1 protein-coding gene is annotated in these 321 nt (G+C 49.2%); it reads right to left on the bottom strand.

Annotated features, from left to right (window positions below):
* Nucleotides 1–321: hypothetical protein (locus tag HK25_RS13125; protein ID WP_158092967.1), on the bottom strand; the 321-nt coding region annotated here is incomplete at both ends.

Below are 321 nucleotides of genomic sequence, written 5' to 3'. Positions count from 1 at the left end.
TGGTTTTATCGTTTGCGTCAGAGACTACCTGTACAGCACTCTGAAGAACTGCGCCACTGAATGGGTAAGTGGCTGTACCAATAGGGAAAGCGGCATAGCAGGCCAGTTGTTTTGCACCAATCCACATTTCACCATCAGCTGCGCCAGAGCCACCAAGAACGGTAATGAACCCGTCATTATTAGTGCCGCCGGATGAGTAAAAATTCAGCTGAGTGGTAGCAGAGGTTCCCGTATTATAATTAAGTCGGATTGCTCCAGTTTTTGCCAGAAGATTCCCACTGGAATCCAGTATCTGAGACGATGGCACGGCAGCGTTTGCCG

The organism is Acetobacter sp. DsW_059 (assembly GCF_002153695.1).
Classification (GTDB): Bacteria; Pseudomonadota; Alphaproteobacteria; order Acetobacterales; family Acetobacteraceae; genus Acetobacter; species Acetobacter thailandicus.
Note: the sequence above shows the minus strand (reverse complement) of the source record. Positions and strands in the feature narration are given on the sequence as shown.